This window comes from Spirosoma endophyticum (genome assembly GCF_900112365.1).
Classification (GTDB): domain Bacteria; phylum Bacteroidota; class Bacteroidia; order Cytophagales; family Spirosomataceae; genus Spirosoma; species Spirosoma endophyticum.
On the sequence record NZ_FOLQ01000007.1, the window covers coordinates 324,396 to 344,454 of the forward strand.

General features: G+C 49.6%; 15 protein-coding genes. 4 read left to right on the top strand and 11 right to left on the bottom strand.

The window, feature by feature from the left end:
• The first annotated feature begins 26 nt into the window (after nt 1–26).
• The 3 genes from BM202_RS19525 to BM202_RS19535 are packed head-to-tail and all read left to right on the top strand — an operon-like array spanning nt 27 to nt 2,735.
• On the top strand, nt 27–896 hold the full coding sequence (locus BM202_RS19525) for a heme/hemin ABC transporter substrate-binding protein (RefSeq protein ID WP_093829185.1): 870 nt from the start codon (nt 27–29) through the stop codon (nt 894–896).
• Nucleotides 896–1,963: a FecCD family ABC transporter permease gene (locus BM202_RS19530; protein WP_093829187.1), complete on the top strand. Its 1,068-nt coding sequence runs from the start codon at nt 896–898 to the stop codon at nt 1,961–1,963. The genes BM202_RS19525 and BM202_RS19530 overlap by 1 nt, the downstream gene beginning before the upstream one ends.
• On the top strand, nt 1,956–2,735 hold the full coding sequence (locus BM202_RS19535; RefSeq protein WP_093829189.1) for a heme ABC transporter ATP-binding protein: 780 nt from the start codon (nt 1,956–1,958) through the stop codon (nt 2,733–2,735). The genes BM202_RS19530 and BM202_RS19535 overlap by 8 nt, the downstream gene beginning before the upstream one ends.
• Nucleotides 2,736–3,122: 387 nt before the next feature.
• Here BM202_RS19535 and BM202_RS19540 read toward each other — a convergent pair whose 3' ends face one another.
• Nucleotides 3,123–3,710 carry an RNA polymerase sigma factor gene (locus BM202_RS19540; protein WP_093829190.1) on the bottom strand — a complete coding sequence of 196 codons (588 nt, stop codon included), beginning with the start codon at nt 3,708–3,710 and terminating at the stop codon, nt 3,123–3,125.
• A 34-nt stretch (nt 3,711–3,744) separates the two neighbouring features.
• Here BM202_RS19540 and BM202_RS37295 point away from each other — a divergent pair, with 34 nt between their 5' ends.
• Nucleotides 3,745–3,900: a hypothetical protein gene (locus BM202_RS37295; protein ID WP_177236628.1), complete on the top strand. Its 156-nt coding sequence runs from the start codon at nt 3,745–3,747 to the stop codon at nt 3,898–3,900.
• Nucleotides 3,901–4,048: 148 nt separating this feature from the next.
• Here BM202_RS37295 and BM202_RS19545 read toward each other — a convergent pair whose 3' ends face one another.
• The 10 genes from BM202_RS19545 to BM202_RS19595 form a co-directional block, all read right to left on the bottom strand.
• Nucleotides 4,049–4,837, bottom strand: a complete 789-nt coding sequence (locus BM202_RS19545) for a transposase (protein ID WP_093829192.1) — start codon at nt 4,835–4,837, stop codon at nt 4,049–4,051.
• A gap of 125 nt (nt 4,838–4,962) precedes the next feature.
• Entirely contained in the window at nt 4,963–6,030 is a 1,068-nt protein-coding gene (locus BM202_RS19550) for a T9SS type A sorting domain-containing protein (protein WP_093829194.1), read from the bottom strand.
• 63 nt (nt 6,031–6,093) lie between these two features.
• The gene (locus tag BM202_RS19555; protein ID WP_093829196.1) at nt 6,094–10,116 is read right to left on the bottom strand and encodes a beta strand repeat-containing protein; all 4,023 of its coding nucleotides are present in this window, start codon (nt 10,114–10,116) and stop codon (nt 6,094–6,096) included.
• A 1,929-nt stretch (nt 10,117–12,045) separates the two neighbouring features.
• Complete coding sequence (locus BM202_RS19560) at nt 12,046–12,807, bottom strand: helix-turn-helix transcriptional regulator (RefSeq protein WP_143100716.1); 762 nt, start codon at nt 12,805–12,807, stop codon at nt 12,046–12,048.
• A 185-nt stretch (nt 12,808–12,992) separates the two neighbouring features.
• Complete coding sequence (locus BM202_RS19570) at nt 12,993–13,775, bottom strand: helix-turn-helix domain-containing protein (RefSeq protein WP_093829202.1); 783 nt, start codon at nt 13,773–13,775, stop codon at nt 12,993–12,995.
• Nucleotides 13,776–14,153: 378 nt separating this feature from the next.
• Nucleotides 14,154–14,786, bottom strand: coding sequence for an NAD(P)-dependent oxidoreductase (locus BM202_RS19575; protein ID WP_093829204.1), 633 nt, complete (start codon nt 14,784–14,786; stop codon nt 14,154–14,156).
• Nucleotides 14,787–14,892: 106 nt separating this feature from the next.
• A complete protein-coding gene (locus BM202_RS19580; protein ID WP_093829206.1) occupies nt 14,893–15,528 on the bottom strand; it encodes a TMEM175 family protein in 636 nt (211 codons plus the stop codon).
• Entirely contained in the window at nt 15,518–16,303 is a 786-nt protein-coding gene (locus BM202_RS19585) for a DUF481 domain-containing protein (RefSeq protein WP_177236629.1), read from the bottom strand. Before BM202_RS19585 ends, BM202_RS19580 begins: the two co-directional genes overlap by 11 nt.
• 275 nt (nt 16,304–16,578) lie before the next feature.
• A complete protein-coding gene (locus BM202_RS19590; RefSeq protein WP_093829210.1) occupies nt 16,579–18,579 on the bottom strand; it encodes a tetratricopeptide repeat-containing sensor histidine kinase in 2,001 nt (666 codons plus the stop codon).
• Between the two features lie 327 nt (nt 18,580–18,906).
• On the bottom strand, nt 18,907–19,602 hold the full coding sequence (locus BM202_RS19595) for a LytR/AlgR family response regulator transcription factor (protein WP_093829212.1): 696 nt from the start codon (nt 19,600–19,602) through the stop codon (nt 18,907–18,909).
• Nucleotides 19,603–20,059 lie beyond the last annotated feature (457 nt).

Genomic DNA, 20,059 nt, shown 5'->3' on the forward strand with positions numbered 1-20,059 from the left:
ATCACTATTTAATCATCTACGAATCAATGAAAATTATTAAAACAGCTCTTTTACTAGCGCTCGTCACCCTTGGTATCGTGGCCTGTACGTCTAATAAAAAAGACCAGACAGAAGCCACTACCAAACAGCGTATTGTGTGTGTCGCCAAGCAACTGACCGAATTGATTTACGCTCTGGGGGCCGGTGATCAGTTGGTGGGCGTTGATTTGTCCAGCACGTATCCACCAGCCGCGCAGAAGCTTACGAAAGTAGGCTACCACCGCCTTCTGAATTCTGAAGGGATTATTGCCCTTAAACCCACGGTCGTTTACCACGATGGCAACGTAGCGCCGGAAGCGGTGATGGAGCAGTTGAAAAAAGTGGGCGTGCCGATGAAGGTATTCCCCGATGCACACACCATTCCAGAAGTCAAAGCTTTGTTTGATTCGCTGGCTGCCCAGTTTGGTGCTCAAAAACAGGCTGATAGCCTGAAAACAAAGCTGGATGCTGACTTGGCCAAAGCCGCTAACGATGTGAAGCAGTACAAAACCACCCCCAACGTCGCGATCATTCATTTTGGACGGGTAATCAACAATTACCTGGTTATCGGTAAGGCCGGAACCGCTTCATACATGCTCGGTCTGGCGGGTGGTAAAAACGTAATGGATACGTTGAAAGGCATGAAACCACTCAGCCCCGAAATCATCAGTAAAGCCCAGCCGGACATCATTCTGGTGACGGATTTTGGCTATGACCGGCTGGGTAACGCCGAGAAGTTAGCGACGCTTCCTGGCATCGCGCTGACGCCCGCGGGTAAGAACAAAAAGATTTACCGGATCGAAGAACACGACCTGATTTATCTTGGACCGCGCACGGGCGAAAATGTACAGATGCTCATGAAGTTAATTCATCAGTAATGAAAGTATCGTCGCTCACATCGGGAAGCTGGTATGGATTTTTAGCCGTTCTCCTGCTTCTGTCCATCGTGGCCGCTTTGCGAATTGGGGCCGTCGACCTGTCGTTCGATGATATCGGACATATTTTGCTGAATGGCATCGGCTTCTCAAACGAAACCGTCGACCCGATTTCGCAGGGCCTTTTTTTGCAGATTCGGTTGCCCCGTGTGTTACTGTGCGCCACCGTTGGGGCCGGACTGTCGGTGTCGGGCGTACTGATGCAGGCATTATTTCGCAACCCCATCGTTGAGCCGGGACTGGTTGGAACCAGTTCCGGCGCGGCCCTGGGTGCCGCTCTGGTTTTTGTGCTTGGCAAGAACATTAACTGGGCCTTTACCGACGCGCTGGGGTTGTTTTTGCTTCCATGTGTTGCGTTTACGTTTGCCTTTCTAGCGACATTTCTGGTGTATCGAATTGCGTCAATGAGCGGCAAAGTAAACGTAGCGACCATGATTCTGGCGGGTATCGCCATTAACGCACTGGCAGCCGGTGGCACAGGTTTTCTGTCGTACATCGCTCGCGACCCGCAGGCGAGATCCATTACGTTCTGGAATCTGGGCACTTTTTCCGGGGCCGACTGGACCCAGTTTGCCATTGTGCTGCCTGTTACGATGGTTGGTATTCTGCTGGCCCTTCGCTTTACCAAAGCGCTGAACATCCTTATTTTAGGGGAAGATGAAGTGCGGCACCTTGGCTACAATATCGACCGACTCAAGATTCAGGTGTTGCTATTAAACACCCTGCTGGTGGCTGTTGGAACAGCGATGGTTGGCGTAATTTCATTTGTTGGACTAGTGGTGCCGCACCTGCTCCGATTACTGAAAACATCCGATAATCGATTTCTGGTCATCGCTTCGGCGTTACTGGGTGGGTCATTACTCACGATGGCCGATACCATTGCCCGCAGGCTGGTGGCACCCGCCGAATTTCCAATTGGTGTCATTACCGCATTCGTTGGCGCTCCCGTGTTTATCTGGCTGCTCGTCCGCAATGCCCGGTCGTTTCAGAAAGGAGGTTTTTATGCTTAGAGCCGAACATCTTTCATTTAAAATCGGGGGTAACCTTCTATTAACCGATGTGTCGCTGACACTGCTGCCCGGCGAATTTACGATGGTATTAGGCCCGAATGGAGCGGGGAAAAGTACGTTGCTGAAGCTATTGACGGGAACAGAGATGCCCTATCAGGGTCAGGTCTGGTATGACGATCAACCGCTGAAGTCGATACCGCTGCCTACGTTGGCCCGGCAGAAAGCGGTGCTTTCCCAATTGCTGTCGTTGCCGTTTGACCTGAGTGTGACAGACGTAGTGATGATGGGCCGCTATCCATATTTTGATCTCAATCCAACCCGCCAGGATAAACAGATTGCTGATGATTGTCTGGAAGCGGTGGGCATGTTTTCGTTCAAAACCCGTGCGTTTGCCTCATTGTCGGGTGGGGAAAAACAGAAAGTTCACCTGGCTCGGGTACTGGCTCAGTTGTACCGGCAACCGTCGGATCAGTCTGTCAAGTATCTTTTTCTTGACGAGCCAATTTCGGCACTGGATATTCATTACCAACATCAGATTCTAAAGCTGGTACGTAATTTAGCATCGCAGAATATGGTCGTGTTCGTTATCGTTCATGACATCAATCTGGCGCTACAGTACGCCCAGAAAGTGATCCTGATCGATCAGGGAAGCATTTATGGCATTGGTCATCCCGACGACGTACTGACTCAGTCTGCTATTGAAACGGTGTTCCAGCTCACTCCTTATTTCATGACGCACCCTGAAACAGGTCGGCGCGTTATGATTTGCTGATTTTTTCTATCAGGGTAGACTATAATGAAGTAAAGCTGTCATTTGTTGAAGGTGACACAAATCACGATCCGTATCTCAGACAGTCACCGAATCCGACTCAAATCGGATTCAGCGATTCCAGCTCTGCCCTGGATTGTCGATTACGTACAGCTTAGGACTTAATCTGCTTTTGGGCGGTACTTTTTAAAAACCGGGTACTTCTCCCGAAGACTACCGACACAAACAGTAACCTTTGAGCCATATCGCAAACTGGCGCTCTTTTAAAAGGCGTTAAGTACTTGGTATTCCATCAACCCAACCAGAAATCAATTACTTGATTTGACGCCCTTCCTGTTTTCTTACGCTGGTTTAGTGATCGTACTACGCCAGTGACATGGCACTTACGAGTTAGTTAGCCGGGACCGTAAGGGGGGACTCGACGATCCAACTGGCTTGTCCGTAGTACGTGTGTCGAATTTTTCTGCGCGCGCGCATAAGCTTCATCTTCACCGCAGAGACTGTCAGGTTATGGGCTTGGGCAATGGCACTGACGCTAATCTGGTCTTCATATTTCAATTTCAGCATTGTTTGCTCTTGCTTGGAGAGTTGCTTCTGTGACCATTCAAGCTGGCGTGCTACCAATTCGGCGATGTCTGCGGATGTATCGTCTGAGGCTACGTCTATTTGATCCCAGTTGCAATCCAGAAATAGCTTTTGGCTTTTCTTTTTCGCCTGTACATAATTGCGGCAGAAATTAAGGGTGAGCACGTAAATCCAGGTGGAGAACTTTGACTCGCCCCGATAACTGCCTAGCTTATTCATTAGCTTTATGAAAATATCCTGCGTCATATCCTGCGCTTCAATCGGATCTTTACTAAAGGACAGACATTTGCTATAAATATTGGAACGGTGGCGGATAAACAGCTGTCCCAGATAGACAGACTGCGTATTTTTGAGGTACAGATAAACTAATTCCTCATCAGATAAATATTCCATATCGGTTCTTATAAATACTTGTACTGTAGAACATATGACATATCCTTTGCCATTAACCAGCGACGTAAAGCAGGGTGAAAATGGTAAGGGTGAACGAAACGCTACGGAATACAGGCAATCGAATAATGATGAATGCCAGCTTTGCTTCGGGGAGAATTTGTCGTGGTTAACCGACCTTTTAGATGTGTAGCCGGAGATCGCTACTTAGTATTAATAAAAAGGCTGTCAGTAAGACTAGCAGCCTTTCTAAAACTGAGCAAGTTAAGTAGGTGAATAGCCAGCTCCTGACTGTTTGTTGTCAGGAGTAGCCTTCACTGTGCCAGGGAAAAGAATACCCATTAACTCGAACGGAGCAGGATGACTAACGCTTTTTTTAAAATGTCCCGCTCTTCCCGAAGCTCCTGGAGCTGCTGGCTTAGATTGTCCGTAGTTGGGGACCCAGTCTCCCCGGTGTTTGACGCAGCGCGCGACCCATCCTGGGCGTCTGGTAGTGGGTCGTGCATAAATTGATAGAGGTGACTTTCCCGATCCATTAATTCCTTATTTTTCCATTTATGGAGCGTGACCTGCGAGACGCCCAACTGGAGCGACAATTTCCGAACGCTAACACCCTGATTGAGTTGCCTGATAGCATCCTGCTTGAAAGCATCATCGTAAAGCCGTCGTCCATCCATTTTCATAAAATCAGATGTTGTTAGCCGACGCTGCCAGCGTTTTACCAGGGTTTTTGAAATTTGCAACAGCGCCGAAATCTGAGCCACACTTTGGCCTTTCGTGAGCAACTGAAGGATGTTTTCGCCCACATCACCTGTTAAAGGGAACGTAGCGGATTCTTCTGTAGGCTCCATGATCAGATCGGGCTTGGGGGACGTGTCCGACCATACGGGCGGATCGGATAACGAACTGTCCGGATTGGGTGAATATCTGGCGTTAACGGGTACCAGGTGGTCCTTATCCGGCAGATCCGTCTGCGGTTGACTTTTCCCACGAAGCAGTGAAACGGTCGAGGTATCCAATGAATTCGGTACGGTACGAATACTCGCTTTCTGGAATGACGGGAGGGCATTCTGGGACGACTCGCCGGGGTAGGCGGGTCGCAGCATGGACGTAGTATGATCTGTACTCATAAAATAGATTAGAGAATGTCGGATACCGACCGGTGGTTGCAAAAACAAATGAACATTTGCCCAAACCAGCCTATTCGGGCCGCGCCGGGCGTACGAATACGCTGGCGGGCAAACGCAGGAATCGGTTAAGGCACGACCAGCCTATGGGTACGAACCTGACCGCGCTCCTCAACCGTTAGGACATACACGCCCCCTGACAGGCTTTCCGTAGACTTCAGCTCGATCGTATTTGAGCCGCTGGCCCCTTTTTCCAGGGTAACCGCTTTGCCCGACGCACTGTAAAAATGCAGGACCGCCGTGGTCGGCTCATCCAGCGACAGGGTAAAGCTCTGCGTCCGAACGGGGTTAGGATACACGCCATACTGGCCGTCGACCACCACCGCTACGGCTGGATATGTTCGCGAACTGCCATCCAGATCGATCTGCCGGAGCCGGTAGTAGCTGGTGCCTCGATACGGATTGCGATCGACAAGCTGGTACTGGCTTACAGTCTTGCTCGTTCCCGCTACGTCCGTTACCCGCCCGACTTCTTCATAGCTGGTGAGGTCTTTGCTGTGCTCGATCACGTAGGCTTTATTGGCCTGTTCCCAACTGGTGCTCCAGTTCAGCAGTACGGAGCGATCCGGTTGCGCCTGAGCCGTAAAGCTCACCAGCGAAACGGGCATCGGTGCCTGGGTTGAGTAGGTATAAATGGCGGCATTATCGTTACCCGCTGGCTGGTTATTCAGCGCCGGGGGCGGCTGAATATTGCACGAAGCCCCGATGTCCTTGACGGCCGTCGTTGAGGAGGCTGTCGTTACGGTGGCGGCAATGACCAGATCGTAGACCGATACAGGTCCCAATACGACGCCGGTTTTCTGCTGTGCCAGAAACGAATTGATTGACGCCACATACGTAATATCGAAATAGTTCAACAGCGGACCCGACAGCGCGCCCGTACCCACGGGGCTGGGGGCACAATTCCCTAACGTAATGGCGAATCCCATTTGGTTGATGACATTCGCCCCCGAAATGGGCACGGCCCCGTTGTTGCCAATAGTGAAGGTGAGCGAAAGGGGGGACCCCACTCCCCCAATAATCGGGGCTGGTAGTAAGTTGCGACCGGTAACGGCCGGATCAGCCTGCCCAAAACTGCTGCTCAGGTGCAACAGCCAGAGTGCCAGGCCCAGCAAATAAGGTTTAAAATTAATCATATGTCTAGTGAATTTGGTGGTTCTGGCTGGATCGCCAGAACCACCGGATGAATGCACGATCGCTTAGTTAGAGAAATAATTGATCTTCTCCGAGTCGGTATTGTTGGCGCCATTGGTTTCACCCCCACTGCTGCCAATAATGGTCACGCTCATCGTTGCGACCCCGGTTGTAGCACCGGGTGTCATCACCGCATTCAAACCAAAGGAGAGTTTTCCGCCCCCTGGTATCGTCTGCGTGCTGGTCAGGATGTAATAGCTGCTATTGCTGGTCATTGTCCAGGCACTGTTCTGCACGGTTTTGCCGTTTATGAACGTAGCGGAACCATTGAACGTAACCGTCAGGAGCGGGTCCTTCGATACATAGACCGTTATCGGACCCGTAGTGGCTACGCTGTTGATCTCGTAGACGTCGGTTACCAGCGTGATGTTCGTCGTACCGTAGGTGGTAGACGGTAGCACCGTCATGATCGGCGTCAGATCAGAAGGGCTGCAGGTCGTGATGGTCACGGTGATGGCGGCACTGGCCGGACTGTAGCAGCCGCCTGTCGTGTTCACGTAGAAGGCATAGTACGTTCCGGCACCAATGGCACCGGGTGTGCTGACCAGGTTACCCGCGGTTGGCGTCGCCGACGTATGGAACTCCAGGGTGCTGCCGGCAGGTGTTGTGCTGGTGACCAGCGCGCTAAGACTAGCCGTAGTAACAGAACAAACGTTGGTCGTCGACGTGGCGCTCAGCGTTGGCGTGACGGGGGTAACGGGGGCCGCATTGATGGTTTGGGCCGCGCTGGCAGGCGAGGTACATCCACCGGCGTTGGTTACCGTATAGGTGTACGTTCCGGGAGCCAGTCCTGTGTTGGAATAGGTCGTGCCCGTGCCCGTAATGGTGGCCGAGCTGGTGCCCGTCCGATTGAGCGTCCAGGTTCCCGTGGCGGGCAGGCCCGTCAGGTTGATGGTGCCCGTACCGACGGCGCAGGTAGGTTGTACCGATGCGGCAAACGTTGGAGCCGATGGCGTTGCGGGTTGCGAATTAACCGTTTGGGCCGCGCTGGCAGGCGAGGTACATCCACCGGCGTTGGTTACCGTGTAGGTATACGTGCCTGGGGCCAGCCCCGTGTTGGCATACGTAGTGCCCGTGCCTGTGATGGTGGCCGAACTGGTGCCTGAGCGCGTTAACGTCCAGGTGCCCGTGGCGGGTAAGCCCGTCAGGTTGATCGTACCGGTGGCTACGGAACAGGTAGGTTGCGTAGTCGTGGCAAACGTTGGGGCCGATGGCGCAGCCGGTTGTGGATTAACCGTTTGGGCCGCACTGGCTGACGACGTACAACCGCCCGCATTCGTTACCGTATACGTGTACGTTCCCGCGGCCAGATTGGCATCGGCGTAGGTCGTGCCGGAGCCCGTTAGCGTGGCCGAGCTGGTGCCCGAGCGGGTCAGCGTCCAGGTGCCCGTGGCAGGCAGGCCCGTCAGGTTGATGGTGCCGGTAGCCACGGAACAGGTAGGTTGCGTAGTCGTGGCAAAGGTTGGCGCACTGGGTGCAGCCGGTTGCGCATTGATGGTTTGCGCTGCGCTGGCAGCCGAGGTACACCCACCGGCATTGGCCACCGTGTAGGTGTATGTGCCTGGGGCCAGACCGGCATCCGCATACGTAGTACCGGTGCCTGTTAGCGTTGCTGAGCTGGTGCCCGAGCGGGTCAATGTCCAGGTGCCCGTGGCGGGTAAGCCCGTCAGGTTGATCGTTCCTGTGCCGACCGCGCAGGTGGGTTGTACCGATGCGGCAAAGGTTGGCGTCGATGGCGTAGCGGGTTGCGAATTAACCGTTTGCGCTGCACTGACAGGGGAAATACAGCCACTGGCGTTGGTTACCGTGTAGGTGTACGTGCCTGGAGCCAGCCCCGTGTTGGCATACGTAGTGCCGGAGCCCGTTAGCGTCGCCGAGCTGGTGCCCGAGCGGGTTAGCGTCCAGGTGCCCGTAGCGGGCAGGCCCGTCAGGTTGATCGTGCCGGTGGCTACACTACAGGTAGGTTGCGTAGTCGTGGCAAAGGTTGGCGCACTGGGCGTTGCGGGGGCCGCGTTGATGGTTTGGGCCGAGGTGGCTGGCGAGGTACACGTAATGACGGTAACGGTATAAGTATACGTCCCTGGTGCCAGACCGGCATCGGCATACGTAGTGCCCGTGCCCGTGATGGTAGCCGAGCTGGTACCCGTCCGATTGAGTGTCCAGGCTCCGGACGGCAGACCCGATAGATTGATCGTGCCCGTGCCGACCGCGCAGGTGGGCTGCGTAGCCGAGGCAACCGTTGGCGTTGATGGCGTGGTACAGGCCGCAACGACCAGGCAGACATCGCCTACATTATTATCCATATTGGTGCTGATGGCCGTAATGTTAGCCGCGCCATTGGTGAAGGCCGCCGGGTTCGCTCCGCAGGAGGCATTTAATTGACCCGTTGCGTTGGTTACGTTGACGGTGATGGTGCCCGTTGCACCCGCAGCAATGCTGTAGCCGGATGCTGCAATGGACGTACCACCGGCCGTAGCGGCCACACTGCCCCCGGTTAAGCCGGAAACCGTGACCCCCGGCGTAGCGGCAATGCGCAGGCCACTTGGTAGGGCATCCGTAAAGGACAGGCCCGACTGGGCAAAATTGGTGGTGCCTGTGTTCGTGATTGTGAAGGTGTACGTAGCTGTGCCGCCTGCTACAATAGTACTCGGGGAAACACTCTTGGTAAGACTTGGTGCGTCAGGTACCATACCGGCAGAATAACGGAAGCCATTAAAACCACATTTAGTATAAAGAATACCGTCGGTACCGACTGAAACAGATCCGTTATTGACATTAAGGTACCCCCAAATACCCGTGCTCAGCGCTGGGCCCGATATACCCCCGTTGTTATTAACTACGGTTCCGGCAGTTCCATCCGAATTGTTGCCGATAACATGGGTCAGGATGCCGGTAATTGTATTAACCCTCGATATATAGGCACCTTGTACGCCTATTGCTGCAACTCCTGGTGTGGATAAATATAAATTATCAAACTGGTCTATAGCCATCGACCTGCCAACGCCAGTTGCCCCATTACCTACAGTCCCCATACGCGTTGTATTAAGAGGAACATTATCGGCGAGACTTGGCGAACTACAATTATTACAGTCAATATTGGTCAGAATGCCGGTTGTCAAATCCAGCTTTTTAGCGCCGGAATTAAGGGTAGAGCCAGTAGAGGTATTGAGGTTAATATTATTAAAATACAATAGAGTTCCGGTGCTGTTTATACAAAGGCCTCCAACATAGGCTACGCCTGACGAAAGTGCATTGGCACCGTTTACATTTGTCAGTGTCCCGTTACCGGCTACAATGGTCTTTGTATTGGTGGCCAGTACATATTTATAAACGTATAGCTCAGTTCCGATATACAAAATACCGTTCTTAGCTGCCACTGAGGTTGGCTGGTCATTACTACCGAACGTGGTGACCGTACTGACTATGCCTGTAGCTATATTAATTTTTCGAACAGCCGAATTGTCAAAATCGGCAATAAATAAATTCCCGGCACCATCATATTGGATGTCAAAGACAAGACCGCCAAATTTTGCACTGGCTACGGGCCCGTCTACCAACCCAACACCGGTAGAATTGTTGGTATAGAGATCAATGATTCCGGTAGCCTTATTTATCCGCCGGACGGTTGCAGACGTAGTTGTGCTACGGTATTGCATAAAATAAAGGTAAGTCCCATCATCCGCAAGGCCTGTATGACTGATTGTAAACGCAGCACTAGCAAGCCCCCCATCACCGGAACTACCACCGCTATTAACGCGAGTTAATGGGTAAACATAATTTTGTGCCCCTACCTGCCCGGCAGCGAACAGGCAAAACAGCAGCATGAGGAGGAGCCATCCCGGCGTTTCCCGTTTGTGTGTAAAGTGATTCGTCATAGTCATTTTTTGGGTTACATTTTTGTTTTCTGGTATAAGCCCTTCACCCGGTCGGGCGGAGAGCCGGTTCGGGAAAGGGGGGTGGGTACTCCCGTGCGTTCGGGATAAAGGCATAGGCGCTGGCAGCCCTGGCCAGGTAGCGTTTGGATTCATACTTGGAGATGTTTAGTAAAAAAATTGGCAAAAATCGGCTGTAACCCCTGGTAGTCGTAGGTCTACCACCGGGGGGTCAAAAATCCTGATACAGTTACTATTGATACGTATCCGGCAGGTACAGATGCCCCGCCGGATGATTCGGTAAAAACTAGGTTACGTTTATAGAAATGCTGGTAGGCCCTTATGACGCCACTTTCGGGAAAGGGTCTCGCGCAGCACGTTTTTTTTTCTACTGATTTTATCCCAACGTCAAAAAGCGGCCATACGTCATAAAGGGCCTGATCATGGGAAAATGGACTTGATCATTTTAGCCTCTACCGGGGTAAACTGGCTACCTGTTGAGCATCCGGTCGAGTGAGTCATTCAATAGGCTGACCTACTTAAACCAATAGGAAAAAGGAGATGCGCTGCTTCATAGCCATGCGGATTTAGAGTTAATGTTCGGTGTATAAGTCTACCCCTTGTCTGGGGGGACGGATAAGTGCACAAAGATTAGATGCAATCCAGGCAAAAAATAGAACGTTGCGGCTAATGTTACTACTAATTAGTTCTTATCATACCGTTTAAAATACTTGTTAGCTCAATTATTTAAAATATATAATGTATGCAGGCTACATCGGCTCATCATTAACATATACGGCTCCGTAATGTCTTGTTTTCAAATATAGACATACAAATAAACTAGTCAACTTTTTATAATGTGTATGTTGACAACATGCCCACAGGGTATAAGTAGCCTGATTATTTTAAGTTAACGGCTAGATTATCCGATAGTTATACATAATACATCAATATGGTATACTTATTTGTAGCTAAATAATAATCATAAATTTACTAAAAATAACGCTCGTCTATATACGTTTCTAAAAGAACCTATACCTGTAATGACCGGGTTGCTATAGTTTTTTTTGTCGGTAATTGCTTTATAAAGGGGTAACAAAAGCATTTCACCGACGTACAGAGACCTAGTAGTAGCGCGTTTGTCGGTGAGGCTATACAATTAACTTCCCGGTAAGACTGTATCCTGGATCGATAACTGTTAGTCCCTTTAGCCATTGCTCCCATTGTTTAGGGTAAGAAATTTCCGCCCGGATAAAGTGTACTGTTAAGTTTATCACGTCTCACCCGGCAGCAGCATCACCCGTTATAGTTTATAAAAGCACCGGAATGCAGCTACCCGACTAAATTATAGTTTAGCCAGGGCGAATGTATGTTAACTTATAAGGTAAGGGTCTATATAAGAGATTGTTACGTATGTTAATTAATTAATAAAGAAAACGTAGTTTACTAAATAATAAGATGTCAAGCGTTAGGTATACCGTTGTTGATCCTACTTAATACATAGGCGATAATTAGTTTATAGCCATTTGTTTCGCCTACTCAGGAACGAGCGACCGTACCCCTACCGGTTGACTGCGTTAAGCCAACGGAGAAACGGCTACCCCAGGGTTAACTCCTTTCAGGAAGTAATCGTATGAGAAAAGCAGGTGAATGGACGGTAGAGGGCATTTGCAAACCGTTCACCGCGCACCGCTTACCGTGGCCAGTAAGCGGATAAATCAACCGGCAAACCATGCGCTTTCAGGACATGAGGGCCAACGAATGACGTCAACGCTACAGGTCATACCACGTCTACACGCCTGGCTTACCCATTGTCAAAAAAAAGTTGATCGAAGGCGAAGGAATCTAACGCATATCTATATACGTTAACTACAAACCAATTAGTCTTCAAATTTATGGAGGCTGAAATCGATAAAATAGAATGTAACGGCTAAAACCAAAAAATAGTCAAAATCAGAGAGCACTTTGTGAGGAAACAGGCCGCAAGGCGATACGCTTTACCTAACCAGGCAATGATAAAGGCTGCTGTTTCAGGAAGCCGTCGGGCCAGCCATACACCTAAAATTTCTTTTCCCAGGCAGGCATTCAACCGACGTGCTGGATGGGGAACATCCGGGAATTATTACTTCTCAGTAAGGCCTTGAAATTTGTCCCGAAGGCTCGCTTAAACATCCGGTCAAAATGCGATTGGTCTTTAAACCCATACTGAACGGAGGTCTTTCCCAACGGGCTACGCTGGCGAAACACGTGTTGAATCACCCGTTTCATACGCGTCCAGATCAGGTATTGACTGAACGACATACCTAGTTGCTCCCCAAACAGATGCCTGGTCCGTTCGACCGATAGCCTTAACAACGGCGCCAGATCCGATAAGGTCATTGGTTGCTGAATGTGCCCATCGATATAGTTTAGCAATATCTGGATTCGGGAATCAAACCGGAAACCCTGGGAGTGGTCAGGAAACCCAAAAAGGAGGCCCAGTAACTCTTGCGCGCGTGTCGGAGGGGTATTCTCCGGTTGGACAAACGACCATTCCGGGTTTAGGGCGGAGACTTGCACCGACAAATCCAGCCAGAGTTGACCATTGAGCAACGTCAGCAGGCGGTGATACAGGGGAGAGAGAAGATCGATGTAATAAATGAGTAGGGTGGCCTCGGACGCACTCAGAGCGTGAACGGTATTGCGATTGACCAGGATAGCGGTTAGTCCGGGCACATGCTGGTTGTCGAGTTGGCCGCAAAAGGTACCCTTGATACTGACTACGAGTTTAAGGCCTTGAAACTGATGGGGGGCGAAGGAGGGCTTATGAGCGACAAAGCAAAGGAGATCGTTAGCGAAGTTCAGCACGGTCGGAAGGGGCAAATAGTACTCCCGCAAATAGACGGTATAACCAAATCTATAAATAGAACTTTACGGCTAAATGTTTAAAAAAATTTAATTTTTTAAACTACAACTACATGTTTAAGAATTTAAGTTTAAAAATTATCTATAAGATTCAATAATTGACATCTCTTATGTTTACCATTTGGGTATTAGTCAACAAATGGAATAAGAAACTGAGTATGAATATTCTTCTTCAGCAGATACGCCGGATTTGACCCGAACATGCGTTTAAAAATCCGGTTGAAATGCGACTGATCCGCGAATCCATAGTGATGAGCGGCTTTGCTTAACGTAAGGTCTTCGTTCACCACGGAATGGATAACCAGTTTTATACGTTTCCAGAGGACGTACTGCCGGAAAGGCGCACCGATTTCTTCGTCAAATAAATGCCGGGTACGATCGGGAGAGAGGGAAATGAGTTCGGCCATTTCCACAAGAGACAGCGTCTTTTTATGCAAATGCTCATCCACATAATTGACAATTTTCGTAACCCGTTCATCGATCGCCAACGTATCATCGCGCTGAAACAAGGGGAATAGCGCATTCATTACGTCAAAGGCAAGGCCTGGAGTAATATTTCCCTGCAGGTTCTGCTGCCCCTGGTCAAGTATCTGTCTGAGCGGTTCGGCAACCACCTGGTCACTAATGTTTACCCAGGCACGTTCGCCTAAAAACGTGAGGATGGTTCGCCCCAGCAGACTCCCCGGATCAATGCAGTAAACCAGCACGCTCGCCCCTACGGCCTCACAGGCATGGGGTGTACTTCGGTTCAGGATGTGACCAGAGACGTTGGTCAGTTTCTGACCATCCAATAAGCACGAGTACGTTCCCTTAAAACTGACAACCAGTTTCAGGCAGTGGTAGAAATGCTCGCTCATGCTGGCGTCATGCGCCACAAAACAGATTACTTCATTGGTGAATAGAGGGGTCATAACGAGGGCGCTGTTTGGTCAACCTGGTTGGCTGCCTACAGGCAGGACAGCCGTCAGATCGTTGTATGGCGCAAATGTTAGGACAATTGATCCCTAAAAATAGAACGCAGCGGCTAAAATTTGGGGCATACCCCTCTTTTCACCCACCGGGTTGGGCAGGCGTTTAGCAAGTGTTGGCTTAGTTTACCCCACCCCCGGCCCCTCCCCTTGAACTAAGGGGAGGGGTGACTTACTAGCCCCTCTCCTTCGTTCAAAGGAAGGGGTGACTTACGGACACTAGCCCCTCCCCTTCGTTCAAAGGAAGAGGTGACTTACGGACACTAGCCCCTCCCCTTCGTTTAAGGGGAGGGGTTGGGGTGGGGTGAGTACGTATTACCCTTAGGAAGACAGGCTGATGTACTGATTGGTGATCGGAAACAATTCGGCTCGTTTGACCAGAAAATGAGCGACATCGGCCCGGCTGATCTTCCCGATCTGCATGCCCTTCACCAACCTGGTCTCTACTCGATACAGGCCCGTAAACGCATCGTCGATAAGCCGCCCCGGACGTACAATGACCCAGTTCGGATAACGCGACGTAATCAGTTCTTCCATGGCTGTTTTATCGGCATAAACGGCTTTGAGCAAAAAGCGCATGACCAGACTCATCAGAAAAGACTGATAGTGAGCACTATCGCCCGCACCAAAACCGGTAACGACCAGTAATGGCGGCTGTACGTTCAGTTCCGCCAATGCCTGGAGGAGCACCCTGGCCGACTCGGTATAGAGCGTCGTGGCTTTGGTGCTGCTTCCCGTTCCAATCGTTACGATAATAACGTCTGACCCCGCAACCGCCTTTTTCACATCGGCAAGTGAGGTAGATGATCCCTGAAGGCTGATCAGGTTGGGTTGATCGGGCAACGTGTCTATATGACGTGATAACGCAACGACTTTGTTTCCATTTTTTAGCGCCTGCTGAACCGTCAATAGCCCTACCCCCGCCGATGCTCCGATAACCGTAATTTGTTTCATTGATGTACTGACTTGCTACGTAAGAACCCGGTCTGAAAACCGACCCGTTGGCTTTCAGACCAGGTAAGAAATAATTTTCAGACAGTTTTTAAGGAAAAAGGGTTTTTCATTCCTTGAACGACACCGCCCAGTAGATCCAGGAAATCACATTGGCACCAATACCTAACCAGGGATTGACGAAAGACAGCCCAAAACAGATCAGATTGATCAGCACCCCAATCTGATAGCTTTTACTAACCGTCGCTACGACTTCGTGCGTTGCAAAGGCGTGCAGCAGCCCTTTGGATTTGGCAGCGGCTATTCGCCAGACGAGCAGAAAGGCAAAATTGACCAGCAGAAAATACCCCGTATAAAACTCGACGGCAACATTCCGGGCTTCCGTGTCAATAAACTGCCCGACCGTTTTGGTGGGAAAAGGAACCAGGGCGACAATGAGCAATAAAAGACCATTGGTCAAAATCAGGCTGCTGTTGGGCTTTTTGATGAATTTAAACATCTGGTGATGGGCGAGCCACATCAGCAGGACCGTCGCAAAACTATTGATGTAGGCCAGGTATTTGGGCCATAATTCGGCAATATGGGCCAACAGACTGGCGTCCGTAGCGCCCTGGTATTCTTCAACACCGATTTCCAGGGCCAGTAACGTAATAGCGACCCCAAAAATACCATCGCTAAAGGCCTCTACCCGGCCCGTGCTTTCATCCCGTTCGGCCAGTTCCAGGGATACAGGTTCAGTCTTCATCGATTTCTTCGGAATGGTTTTTAAATATATTCGTAATGGTCAGGCCAAAGGAGACGATAAAATCGTATTTGGATTTCTCCACCAACACTACGTTTTCGTGGATATACTCCAGGTTTCCCCGTAAGGCCACTTTCCGGCTAATGGGTACCTCAGCACCTGCCAGAGCATATACCCGGTTGTTTGGTCCCTGAAAAGCAGGCTGCCAGTTTACCTCGTAGACCAATCGCACCCGGCCACCCGGCAGCGACTGGGTACCCGCCACGAAAGCCTGCAGACGCCATTTGGTGATCACATCGCTGGTGCCGGCGTAGTTTTCAAAGTGATCCCCTTCGTATTTGCTCCGTTCGTAAATGACGGCGCTCCCAACCCGTAAGTAACTGTTCTGATTACCGAAAACCCGGTAGGCAGCGCCAGGCCCTACCTGGTACTGAAAGTCGATTCCCCGTCGCAGGCTTTTAGACAGGGAGACAATGACAAACGGATACAGGCGCCGTCGCTGACCGTAGGAGAGGATATTCCGGGACGTAACATCATTCGTTGTTATTTCATGATCGCGGTTCTTGTAGGTATACGAGGTGCCGGAATAAAGCCCCCATTTGGGACCATTGTGGGCTATTTCCGCCCGGGAGGAGGAGATAAAATCATTTACGTTACCGCCTAAAACAATACCGGTGGCTGTAATCCGGTACTGCCACCGGGTGGTATCCACTTCATTAATTTGTGCGAAAGCTGAACATGTTACTACTAAAAGTAATGAGGTAATTGTAAATCGCATGAGTATACTGTTTAGCCTGCCGAAGACCATTTTTAACGGGCAGGCATCGTTTATAATCGACCGCAAAATTGGCCAACTCAGCGACGGGATAATTGAACGTTGCGGTCGTTTTTAAGTCAGACAACCTTATACAATACCCTGGAATGGCATTGTTTAGCCTTTTTCAGCGCGCTTTGTGGGTGACACAAGCGTTTGACTAAAGCCGGTGATGCTGCTTTATCGTAGACACAGGACGTTGCCAACGGCCGATTCTATAGGCGACGGCGTCTTTTTACTTAATGACCTTCAACCGTTTCTGTAGGGGACAAGGGCGGGTTGGCCCCGTTCGGCCAGCTAAGCGTAACTGTCGTGCCCTGCCCCATGTGACTTTCCAGCTTTAGCTCACCCTTATTGTAGCGCATCAGCTCGTTCGATAAGGCCAGACCTAGTCCTGTACCCTGTTCAGGGCTGGGCTCCGGCTTGCTCGAACCCGTCAGATCCATCCCGATGCCCGTATCCGCAATGCGAAGACGTGTCATGGCAGACGCCTGAAAACTATCAATGTGAATAGCACCACCCGGCGGGGTAAACTTAATGGCATTGTGCAGAATGTTGCGCAGCACGAGTAGCGATAGGGTTTCATCCATCCAGACCTCGGCGGGTGACAGATCGACCGTAACCCGTAGTTGCTTTTGCCGAATGAACTCCCTGAACAGGGCCAGTGTATCCTCGACCAGCTCACCCAGACTCACCAGCTGTGGCCGTAGCTGTAGCCCCTGCTGCTGCTGGAGCGACCAGTAGAGCAGATTGTCCAGCGTATGGGACAGGGCGTCTACTTTCTGTTCCAGCCCGCTAAAATCATCCTCTGATAAACGCTCACTTTTTTTCAAGCGTGAAAAGCTGAATTTCAGGCTGGCGACGGGACTGCGTAAGTCGTGGCCCAAAATAGAAAAAAGCTTGTCTTTGAGTCGATTGGCTTCTTCTAACTGAGTGGCCTGCGTCTGAATTTCCTGCTTTTGCCGGATTAGTACGTTCTGGGTGAGGTAGGACCGCCGGAGAAAGTAACTGATGATACCCAGGCCAAGAACCAATGCAAACATACCCAGCACGAGCTGACGTTTCTCCTGAGCTGCCTTCAGGTGTTGAATCTGGGAATTTTTATTCAGCAACTGAATGGCATTCTCTTTTTTATCTAATTCGTAGCGAGCCTGAATCTGGGCGATCTTTTCATTTTTTTCCTGACTAAATACACTGTCTTTCAGAACGACATACGCCTGGTGGTTGTGTAGTGCCTCCTGATATAGCCCACTGGCTTCCTGGATGGCCACGATCGTGGGCAGGACCGACATGACAATACTGGGTAACGTACTTTGGTGCGCATAGGCTAACGCTTTGGTAGCCGCCTGCAGGCTATGCTTGTCAAGGCCCTGGCTTTGATAATTCTGGGCTAGCGCGTTCCACACATTAGCTAACCCTGGAATATCACCAGCCTCCTCATTCATTCTGATTGCTGTTTTCAGTAACAGTGCCCCCTCCCTGAACCGATTGCGGTGGCGCAGGTTATTTTCCATGGCGGTAATGACCACAGTTACATAATAGGCCCTGTTTTTGCTTTTTGCATAAGCGAGTTTAAGTGCTTTTTCATAATAAGGCCAGGCTTTGTCATAGAATTTCTGCTCCTCATACTGGCTAGCCTTAAGCATGTACACATTCACTAAAATACTGTTGTTCCCTGTCTGACTGGCAAAATGAAGTAATTGATCCGTATAAATCTGTTGAAAACGGATATCCTTCATGGTTTTATAAATTTCAATCAACAACGTATATGTCGCACCGATGACAAAATTATTGTTACTATTTTTTGCAAATGACAATGTATAAAGGGATTGCCTGATCGCTTGTTCGTAATCCGACTGAGCGGCATACTTTATTGCCAGGGCGTAGAGACATCTTCCCAAGCGGTTCATATCCTTCGCCTGACGTAAAAACACTATCGACTGCTGCAAGGCGTTAATGCTTTTGTCGAGTAGCCTTTTCGAGCCATAATAAAGCCCTAAATGATTATAAAGCCTTCCCAGATAAGCGGAAGACTTAGCTTTAGTCGCTAGGGGTAATGCCTGTTGCACGAGAATGTATACAGAATCGACCTTATCTTGCTGATAAAGTGCGTCGATTTTCTCACAATAAAGCCGAAGCCGGGTTGTATCGGACTGTGCCGATGCAGTCTTAGCCGTTTGACCATAGGTACAAACGACCAGGAGCCACAGCAGACCAATCAACGTGGAATTTCTGACCATTCGGGTGCAGTTAGTTTATAACGTTTTACTAAAAGAATCTTGTCCAGCTACCTCCATCGAACCCGTTTACAGGGTTATGGTGGTGCTGGAAACTGTAAATGAATCAATAGAATGATTGACTGGACACGCCAGACAAAATCAGTCTTAAACCAGCTTGGCCAGCCGCCCCTAAACCTATGCGGCCATGTTACGACTCCAGGGCAAGATGATACTGCCTGCCAGTAAAAGCCATTTTACAATAAAAATAGACGTGTAAGCACCTATACCGTTACGGCCAGCCTGCTACATACTTAGGAATAATCAGTAATGAAAATGCATTTTGTTTACTTAGTGGTCTCCCTGTATAAACTGCCGGACTTTATCTGCATACTGAGTGCCCACCGGAAGTTTGATTTTATTGACCCACACACTTCGAGACTCAATAGCTGTAATCCAGTTCAGATTGACAATGAATGACTTCTGGATACGCATGAACGTATCAGCAGGTAGTTGCATCTCAATCCAGGAGATCGTATGACTCACGATCGTTACGGTTTGTGGGCTATGTATTTTAGTATAGTCTCTGTGGGCTTCAACAAAGCAAATGTCTTTAAAACGAAAGGGTATTGTTTGCCGGTTTGCCTGGAGAAAAATAAGGTTCTGACTTATTTTTTTTACCGCTGTTGGGGTTTTATTAAACGCTCGTTTGATGGATCGAAGCAAACGTGACGGCTCAAATGGTTTGCTCAGGAAGTCCGCTATCTCAAGGTCATAACAGGGCAAAGCATAACTTACGTTGGCAGATACCACAATGACCGGAGGCCGATTTTGGGTTTCTCGCAGAAAGTCGATGCCAAGTTGATCTGGCATCTGCATATCCAGGAAAATGAGATCATAGTGAATGGTTGCTAATCGACTCAAGGCACTGGTGGCCGTATTACTGACGTCAATCTGTTGAAATATAAAAAGCGATGCCAATGTATCCTTGAGAAATTGAGCATCCTCATCCGTGTCTTCAATGATCAAACAGGAAAATTTATTCATATGAATATATTTACTATTATATAGTATGCGTGGGATTTTAACAACGGTTTCTATTAAGTATGAATCAATGTTACTCCTGCTGCCATCAGTTGGGAATTTTGGAAGCTACAATGGGGTCTCCTGTACAGTCAAATATACTCGACAAACTTATTAGTCATAATTTTTCCAGTAAATTTTCTATCAGTAAACGTTAATTTTTGTCAGGACAACGTAGCGTTTCGTCAGCCGAAAATAGCTTTATAACCGGAGCGATCCATTTGACGGGTACTGTTGGCGATAAAATCTGTTGCCTCGATACCTAAAGTCTGTCTAACCTTTAGATGCAAGATGAATTTACGCAACTATAAGGTAAACGAAACGTATATGCAAGGTTTTATACTATGCCCACATGCCATCGGACTGTTAGGTAGGGTATCAAGTGACAGACGCTAGTTGCCACGCGCCTAGCTATCAGAAC

Coding starts and splice junctions, on each gene's coding strand:
- BM202_RS19525 (WP_093829185.1), top strand. CDS start 27: ATGAAAATTATTAAAACAGCTCTTTTACTAGCGCTCGTCACCCTTGGT.
- BM202_RS19530 (WP_093829187.1), top strand. CDS start 896: ATGAAAGTATCGTCGCTCACATCGGGAAGCTGGTATGGATTTTTAGCC.
- BM202_RS19535 (WP_093829189.1), top strand. CDS start 1,956: ATGCTTAGAGCCGAACATCTTTCATTTAAAATCGGGGGTAACCTTCTA.
- BM202_RS19540 (WP_093829190.1), bottom strand. CDS start 3,710: ATGGAATATTTATCTGATGAGGAATTAGTTTATCTGTACCTCAAAAAT.
- BM202_RS37295 (WP_177236628.1), top strand. CDS start 3,745: ATGACATATCCTTTGCCATTAACCAGCGACGTAAAGCAGGGTGAAAAT.
- BM202_RS19545 (WP_093829192.1), bottom strand. CDS start 4,837: ATGAGTACAGATCATACTACGTCCATGCTGCGACCCGCCTACCCCGGC.
- BM202_RS19550 (WP_093829194.1), bottom strand. CDS start 6,030: ATGATTAATTTTAAACCTTATTTGCTGGGCCTGGCACTCTGGCTGTTG.
- BM202_RS19555 (WP_093829196.1), bottom strand. CDS start 10,116: ATGAATCCAAACGCTACCTGGCCAGGGCTGCCAGCGCCTATGCCTTTA.
- BM202_RS19570 (WP_093829202.1), bottom strand. CDS start 13,775: ATGACCCCTCTATTCACCAATGAAGTAATCTGTTTTGTGGCGCATGAC.
- BM202_RS19575 (WP_093829204.1), bottom strand. CDS start 14,786: ATGAAACAAATTACGGTTATCGGAGCATCGGCGGGGGTAGGGCTATTG.
- BM202_RS19580 (WP_093829206.1), bottom strand. CDS start 15,528: ATGAAGACTGAACCTGTATCCCTGGAACTGGCCGAACGGGATGAAAGC.
- BM202_RS19585 (WP_177236629.1), bottom strand. CDS start 16,303: ATGCGATTTACAATTACCTCATTACTTTTAGTAGTAACATGTTCAGCT.
- BM202_RS19590 (WP_093829210.1), bottom strand. CDS start 18,579: ATGGTCAGAAATTCCACGTTGATTGGTCTGCTGTGGCTCCTGGTCGTT.
- BM202_RS19595 (WP_093829212.1), bottom strand. CDS start 19,602: ATGAATAAATTTTCCTGTTTGATCATTGAAGACACGGATGAGGATGCT.